This is a genomic window from Clostridium sp. AF28-12 (genome assembly GCF_003435225.1).
GTDB classification, from domain to species: domain Bacteria; phylum Bacillota; class Clostridia; order Lachnospirales; family Lachnospiraceae; genus Pilosibacter; species Pilosibacter fragilis.
This window is the reverse complement of sequence record NZ_QWGJ01000038.1, coordinates 1-7,065: the sequence shown is the minus strand read 5'-3', so window position 1 is coordinate 7,065 and position 7,065 is coordinate 1. Positions and strand designations below refer to the sequence as shown.

The 7,065-nt window shown below is 41.9% G+C and carries 9 protein-coding genes; 2 read left to right on the top strand and 7 right to left on the bottom strand.

Annotated features, from left to right (window positions below; genetic code table 11):
- Positions 1–269: 269 nt before the first annotated feature.
- From DWY93_RS16250 to DWY93_RS16220, 7 genes are all read right to left on the bottom strand, one after another.
- Positions 270–2,126: a DUF5702 domain-containing protein gene (locus DWY93_RS16250; protein WP_117471199.1), complete on the bottom strand. Its 1,857-nt coding sequence runs from the start codon at positions 2,124–2,126 to the stop codon at positions 270–272.
- A complete protein-coding gene (locus DWY93_RS16245) occupies positions 2,127–2,228 on the bottom strand; it encodes a Flp1 family type IVb pilin (protein ID WP_347466499.1) in 102 nt (33 codons plus the stop codon).
- A gap of 160 nt (positions 2,229–2,388) precedes the next feature.
- Positions 2,389–2,757 (bottom strand): DUF6262 family protein, encoded by a 369-nt coding sequence (locus DWY93_RS16240; RefSeq protein WP_117472702.1) that lies wholly within the window; start codon positions 2,755–2,757, stop codon positions 2,389–2,391.
- On the bottom strand, positions 2,754–3,128 hold the full coding sequence (locus DWY93_RS16235) for a DUF6262 family protein (protein ID WP_117472700.1): 375 nt from the start codon (positions 3,126–3,128) through the stop codon (positions 2,754–2,756). The genes DWY93_RS16240 and DWY93_RS16235 overlap by 4 nt, the downstream gene beginning before the upstream one ends.
- 15 nt (positions 3,129–3,143) lie before the next feature.
- Complete coding sequence (locus tag DWY93_RS16230; RefSeq protein WP_242990749.1) at positions 3,144–3,566, bottom strand: DUF6262 family protein; 423 nt, start codon at positions 3,564–3,566, stop codon at positions 3,144–3,146.
- Positions 3,556–5,058, bottom strand: a complete 1,503-nt coding sequence (locus DWY93_RS16225) for a site-specific integrase (protein WP_117472695.1) — start codon at positions 5,056–5,058, stop codon at positions 3,556–3,558. Before DWY93_RS16225 ends, DWY93_RS16230 begins: the two co-directional genes overlap by 11 nt.
- Positions 5,039–5,953: a site-specific integrase gene (locus DWY93_RS16220; protein WP_242990747.1), complete on the bottom strand. Its 915-nt coding sequence runs from the start codon at positions 5,951–5,953 to the stop codon at positions 5,039–5,041. The genes DWY93_RS16225 and DWY93_RS16220 overlap by 20 nt, the downstream gene beginning before the upstream one ends.
- A 295-nt stretch (positions 5,954–6,248) precedes the next feature.
- Here DWY93_RS16220 and DWY93_RS17690 point away from each other — a divergent pair, with 295 nt between their 5' ends.
- Together DWY93_RS17690 and DWY93_RS17685 are read left to right on the top strand one after the other, a co-directional pair.
- Positions 6,249–6,788 (top strand): hypothetical protein, encoded by a 540-nt coding sequence (locus DWY93_RS17690; protein WP_242990744.1) that lies wholly within the window; start codon positions 6,249–6,251, stop codon positions 6,786–6,788.
- Positions 6,701–7,065, top strand: a 365-nt coding sequence (locus tag DWY93_RS17685; protein ID WP_242990742.1) for a ParB N-terminal domain-containing protein, incomplete at its 3' end; no start/stop codon positions are given. The genes DWY93_RS17690 and DWY93_RS17685, both read left to right, overlap by 88 nt.

The following is a 7,065-nucleotide window of genomic DNA, read 5'->3' as shown; positions in this document are numbered from 1 at the left end:
ACTTGGAAAAATCAAAGAACTGATATTCTAAAAAATTTGTTTATCAAAAAAACAGGGATTCTTTGCGGTTTTTACAAGTTTTTAAACGTTTTATTTGAAATAGCACAATAGGTTAAATTAAATTCAGTACCTTCATAGTTACAGGCAAAATCCATTCCAGATCGGCTGCGCCGATGGGATTTTTGCCTTCCAGCTTATGTTTTCTTACGGTCAGCACAGCAAGTGCGCAGACCGGCTTATAGTCAGATGATGGGGCTGTTTCCACAGCATTAATATGATCCCGCCGCATATACAGTTCCCTTATATTCCTCTTTCTGAAAAAACATATGCTTCTGCAGAACCTCCGTCTCGATCTCAATCCGGTATGCGCAGCTCACCACCGAGAAATCCGACTGTTCCGCCCGGATATTCCACTGGATCAGATCCATCATCCGGAAATTTCTTGTTTTCCGGTCCATGAGAAAGATCAAGCAGTTTAAATACTCCGTATATGTTCTTCCCTCCCCGGAACTTTCCCCTGTCTCCTTCAAAAACGACTGATCCAACAGCCCGGAAAGACTGGTCTTCCAGGTTCCTTCAGTCTTCCAGAACGGTATCTTCCCTCCTGCCAACAGCGTTTTTACATCCAGCACCGCCTCCCCGAACGCCCACATCACCAGGATAAAAAAGGACAACGCCATCTGCGCTGGTACGATTCCCACTGACACTGCTGCCGCCAGAGCATCCGCCTCCGCCTTTTTATCCGGGGAATTCAGCAAAAACAATAAGTTCATTGCGCCTCTGAGTGTAAGTACCTGGTTCACAGCACTTTTTAAGTTTTCCCGGTCCGATTTCTTCCCTGTGAGAAGATATTCCATCTCATATCGCAATGCCGATGGTTCTGATCCATTTTCTTTTAAGAATGAAGAGAAATACAGTGGAATATATGCATTTACAGCCATCTGTCTCGATGCTGCCTCCAAAAGCCCGGTTCCCTCTGCGTCTGAGTTTCCCGTATCATTCTGATATTTCGACATGGACGGGATTCCTTTTAAGGAAACAGCATTCTGCGAGATCTCCGTTCCTGCTGGAAGAACAATATCCAGCAGTTCTTTGTCAAAAAGTTCCTCCAGACGGTCCAATGCAGCCGCTTTCTTCTTATCCTTCGGACCAGAATCCACTGACTCTAAGTTCTCCATCTCCTCCACGCACTGACTGATCTGTCCCCATTCTGTTTCTTCCTCCTCTTCGTCTTCCGCATCCGATTCCATATTGAGAAGCCTGCATGCCTCCTCCAGAAGCTCCAGGTTCCGCCCGGTTTGCGTTTCCATCTGCAGATATCCCGCAAGCCGCTCCTTTGCGCTTTTGATCACCTCATTACATGCAGATATTTCCTGTCCCAATGTCCCGGATGCCGTCTCATCTTCCATCTGTCCGGAATCCATTTTGGGGTTCTCTGTTTCCAGGCGCTCCAGTTCCTTCTGAAACTGTTTCACCAGACCCGGAAATCCTTTTAGTTCCCGCTTTAAAACAGCCGCATGCCTCTTAAATGCAGCCGCTCTCTCTTCATCTGCCGCATCGCAAAGCTTTTTCCGCGTTTCTTCTATCGTCTTCAGTGACTTTTCAACCGCCTGCCCCGCCTTTTCCAGCCTGCGCACCGAACGTCCGGACCGGCAACAGGAATCATACAGCGTTCGGAAGTCTCCCGCTTTCTTTACCTGCTCCGCTTCCTTCAAAAGCCCGCTTCCGGACACTGCAAGCTCCGGGAGGCGGTACTTCATATAGGCAGCGATCTCCTCCTCAAGCCACCTCCCATTCTCATCCACCATACGGGACATTCCGGAGAGTGTTACGTTTTCCCGTCTCGCCGGATACATATTTGCCTGTTCCAGATAGAAATCAAGATAGCGGCCGAAGGTCTCCTTGATCGCCTCCTCCGATTCATATTCCAGAAACAGGAGCTGATAGCGATCCCATAAATTCCGGTTATAGTAACTCATCACCGATGACACCGCCGAATCCGATGCCATCCGAAGATACAGTCTCGCTCCCGCTGTTCTCGCCGATTCCACAAGTCCCAGAACAAGCGACAGTACACATATCAGCGTCAGACTCAGAAAAACCGTAATCTCTCCCCGGTATCTCATCTAATATACCTCTTTCGCCTGTTTGTTGATCTCCGTAAAGATTGCCGTCAAAAGCTTGTTGATCTGGGTCTTAAACACAATGACCAGTCCAATGAGCACCACAATAAAATCCAGTACCTGCCCCGGAATGCTTGAAAATACTTTTCACATCTTTCACATCACTCCGATGTGTAAATTATTTTTCTTTTTAATTTAGTAAAAAAGCAGGCTCTTGGATATCCTCTTGTCCAAAAGTCTGCTCTCTTACTTTATGTAAAATTACCTATTTGCTTTCTTTCAACTTCTGATTTTCCTCTTCTAGTAATTCTATCTGCAGCTCTAGCTCTTTAATTCGTCTCTTGTATAAAATCATTTGTCTTTTCAGCTGTTTATTAACTTCCTCAGTTGCTCTATCAAAAATTGCCTTTTTAGGATTATAACATTCTCCCTGCTTCAATTGTGCCTCTTCTACCATTTGTTTGGCCTGCAAATTTCTATAAAAATAGCTCCTATCCACCCCTGCATATTTTGCCAATGCAGTAATTGATATCCGCTCCTTTCTTCGAAGCATCGCATCAATCTCTCTCTGAATAATTTCTAAATTCTCTTTTTCTTGCTGTTTCTTGAGCCCTACGATTTTATCATACTTCATTTAACATCACTCACACCTTCCTGTTGTATTCGCAAAAAATCTAACTCTGATTTTAGCTTTTGATTTTCTGCTTTCAACTTTATAATTTCGATTCTCATAGCTAACAATTTTTCCTTATACTCATCAAGGAGTTCCACTTCGTCTATGTTCATTTTATAGCTTTGATTTTGAATATCAACAGCTTTATGTACTTCTTCTTTGATTTTTGGATTTCTGTAAAAAAACGAGTTAGATAAGCCTGTTCTTTTGCATAATCCGGAAACTGTAATCCTTTCGCCCTCATTACGCATTCTTTGAATTTCATCCATTGCCAGTTTTACTTTTTGCCTGCTTTTTTCCTGGCTCATTTCGATGATTTTATTTGCTTTCATCCTTAATCACAACCTTTATAGTTTTTTTAACAATGCAATTTCCTTTCGATCCAACCGTTTCTTCAGCGTGTCCACCTCTTTTTGAAGTATACTGCACTTTTGAAGAAGCTGCTCATTTTCAACCTTTAACCTTTGATTCTCTGACTGACAGCTGTTAAAATCTTTCTTCAATTCTTGAAAATTATGACCTGCAACATTTCTTTCTTCAGATGACTGCTGTACATCTATCCGCCGTGGCTGTTTAATAGCTTCCTCCAGTTTCTGACGGACTTGCTCATTCTTATAAAAAAATCCTCTTGATAAACCTGTCCAACGAACCAATTCTGTTACAGAAATCGGCAGTCCTCTGGCACCCATATCATCTATTGCCCGAATCGCCTTTTTTATTTTCTGTTCACTCTCAGCTTTATTAACGGCTATCATCTTATCATATTTCATATCCATCCCACTCCTTTACCACATCCATTAAAATCATATCGATTTTCTCTCTGACTGCCCTCGTTTCATCCGCCATTATCTTGTTCCCAATCTTTCGGTAATGATGTACACTTTGTAATGTTTTATGCCCCAAAAGCCTTGCGATCATCCAGTCGTCGATATGCATCTCTGTCAGCTTTTTCCCATAACAATGTCGGAATGTATGTGTTCCAAAATTCAGCAGCTCTCCATTCTCATCCCGAATATCATTTTTCCTAATCATCTGCATGACTCGATGTTGAAGCATGCTATACTGAAATGGTCTCGATAGATCCTCTTTTTTTACAAAAATATATTTTGTCTTTCCATAATGTTCCTCGGTATAATCAATTGACTTTATAATAAGCTGTGCTATTTCATCACTAATTGCTTTTTCAAATGTGATTGATTTTACCTGCTCGATTCGTATAAAATATCGATTTTCTCTTATGCTCAAACAGTCCGTTTTTAGTGTAAGCGTATCCGAAATTCGTGTTCCCAGCAGCTGATGAAGGATTAATGCCCTCGCTATTTGTTCATCCATCTGAAAAATGTTTTCATTCAGCTTCTTTACGGTTTCATCCGAATAAAACTTAAATAGATATCTTGGTGTGCTAGGAAAATCAGTACTTATAAATAGGTTTTTGATATCTTGCCTATCATAATGATTTCCCACATCTTCAATCACTCTTCGTAAGCCATATAAATCAGAGCGATAATTTTTCCTCTCTTTTGCCTCTGTCTGAAGATAGGTCAAATAGTTTTCCATAATATCCCGTGTCAAATCTAGTAATGATTTAATCTTGGGATACCTTAATGCCAGATATCTGCAAAACCTTTTAGTCGCTACCATTTCAGCCGTAATACTTCCTATTGCCATATATTTCAAATGCATAAAAACTACTGTTTTAACTTCTTTTCGGATTGTTATTTGACTGATTCCTTTAAAATTTATAGTCTTTACATTCTTTATCGGATTGCTGCGAAGAGGAAATTCAAACTTATCCAATTCCCACACATCTCTATCCTGTTCTAAGTACTCCTCATCCTTCTGAGAATACCTCAGAATCTTCTTCATATGCTTTACTATGCCAGGTGTTTCTGTTGCTACAATTTCATAAACGCTTCGATACTTCTTACTTGTAAGGGCATATCCCTGCTCCATCATCCAGCTCTTTAGCTGCAAAATAATCTTATTCTCATCCTCATATCTTAATGTTTTAATATTCTTTTTTATAAGAAAATGCCGGATATTATTAAAATATAATATTTCGGACGCCAAACTACTTGGAGCAAGTTCCTTTCCCCTTTCCCATACAAAATCTTCCAGGAGCTTTCTTACTGCTTCTGATGGAAGTCCTTCCAGGTCGAAGTAACGTTCTTTCCGGACCCTCATTTTCTTTTTCTGTTCTTCTGTCGCATTCTTATAGCAGTCTAATTCATAGATATGTATCTTATTTTCCAGTTTTTTCACCCCGCTTCTTTGGAATAATCCCAGTTGCAAGAAGATTTTCTGTCTGATTGAAATATTCCATATTCGCCTGTTCGATCCGTTTAGGCATATAGTCTATATACTGCTTTGTCATATTTTCATTGTTATGCCCTAAGTAATCCCGAATCGTCTGAATGGACACTCCATCATCATAGAAACTACTTGCCAATGTATGCCTGTAATCATGCGTTTTGAATGTTTCGCCCGAAATATATATTCCATACTTCTTACAACTTGCTTTGAATCCCTTAACAAATGTGCCAATCCTATATGCCCCACCATCCTTTGAGTTGAAAAGGAAATCAGTGGATTTGATATGATGCTTTTTTATATAAATTTTCATAATTCGATAAAGCACCAATGAAATTGGTATCATTTTTTCCGCTTTCATTTTAATTTGATAAACCTTAATCCATGCATCTTCTCCATCCCAATAATATGCGTCTCCTTTTAATGTACATACCTCACTGATCCGTAATCCTGTTGCCCATAAATTTAGGAAAATAAGCCTTTGTACTTCTGGGAAAAACTTTAGCTTTTTTAATATTTCCATATACTCATCTTCTTGAACACTTCGATCATGGTGATATGGGTAGACTTTCTGGCTGTAATAGTTTTGATCAAAAATTTGCCCCTTGATATGTCCTTTAACATTTAAGTATGCAAAAAATCGGTGAATATCAAATATCTGCCTGTTTACTGTTTCTGCCTTAATTTCCTGTTCCTGCAGGAGCTTGAAGTACTCTGCTATCTGTTCTTCCGTAATTTCACATATGGATTCTATTGTATTAAAGTAAACTAGAAATTTTTTAATGTAACACAATTGACTTCGTATATTTCCTAGTGCCAAATCACTGATACCTACTTGATATTTCATATACTCTTGTAGCAATTCCCTGTTTCTCTCATTCGTCACTTCGTAAAAACTGAGTCGCTGAACAGGATTACTTGGGTTTACACGCTCTGGTGCAAAATTGAACCTTGCAACGGTGTACAAAGGGAACATAATAAAAAACTTAATAATGGACTGCCAATCTTACACAAAGTACCGCCCAAACGAGACTACGGGCGGTATTTTTGTATCATGGCGGAGAAAGGAGGAACTTCCCACGGGGGCTTGACTGAAAAGTTGAGCCCCTTTTTTCATGCCAAAAAACAGGAGGTAAATGCTTATGGCAGATGATAAAACCACAAAAACGTCGGAACAGCCGGTAACGGATACCGGACCGGGCAAGGAAACGCCTCCCGCTCCCCCAAAAGAGCCGGAGAAGGTTTCCGTTTCCCCGGAGCCGGAAAAAAAGACGGAACCGGAGGTAAAGAACCCACAGGTTTCTGTCTATAACTTCGCTGAAATTATGAAAGAAAAGAAAGCAGAGGAACGGGCGGCAGCTCCCGGCGTGGAAAAGCCTGACCCGGCAAAAGTGGAGAAACCGGAAAAGCAGCCGGAGGCTCCCAAAAAGGCTGAGAGAAAACAGGAAAAGCCCAAAGAGCCGGAACCGCCGAAGCGCCGGGGCCGTCCCCCGAAAGCAGATAAGGACAAGGACGCAGCCTCGAAGTCCAAAACTCCGCACCGAAACCGAAAAAGGGGGTCAAAAAGGAACCGGAGAAAAAAACGGCTCCAACGGTGCAGACCGCTCCCACTCCGAAGGAACCCGAAAAGCCGAAGGATGCACCACGCCGGGGCAAGGAGCAAATCGTCTATATCAAGCTGAACGAGCTCTACGCCTTCAAAAACCATCCCTTTGAAGTCCGGGATGATGAAGAAATGCGGGCTATGGTGTCCAGCGTCAAGGACAAGGGCGTGACTCAGCCCGCTATCGTCCGTCCCCGTGAGGATGGCGGCTATGAGATCGTGTCCGGCCACCGCCGCCAGAAAGCCAGCGAGCTTGCCGGGTATGCGGATATGCCCTGTATCGTCCGAAACCTGACAGACGATGAAGCCATCACACAGATGGTCGAGGACAATCTCAACCAGCGTGAAGAAATCCT

Bases quoted from the DNA above. Each gene is read 5' to 3' on its own strand.
- DWY93_RS16250 (WP_117471199.1), bottom strand. From the start codon at position 2,126: ATGAGATACCGGGGAGAGATTACGGTTTTTCTGAGTCTGACGCTGATA.
- DWY93_RS16240 (WP_117472702.1), bottom strand. From the start codon at position 2,757: ATGAAGTATGATAAAATCGTAGGGCTCAAGAAACAGCAAGAAAAAGAG.
- DWY93_RS16235 (WP_117472700.1), bottom strand. From the start codon at position 3,128: ATGAAAGCAAATAAAATCATCGAAATGAGCCAGGAAAAAAGCAGGCAA.
- DWY93_RS16230 (WP_242990749.1), bottom strand. From the start codon at position 3,566: ATGAAATATGATAAGATGATAGCCGTTAATAAAGCTGAGAGTGAACAG.
- DWY93_RS16220 (WP_242990747.1), bottom strand. From the start codon at position 5,953: ATGAAATATCAAGTAGGTATCAGTGATTTGGCACTAGGAAATATACGA.
- DWY93_RS17690 (WP_242990744.1), top strand. From the start codon at position 6,249: ATGGCAGATGATAAAACCACAAAAACGTCGGAACAGCCGGTAACGGAT.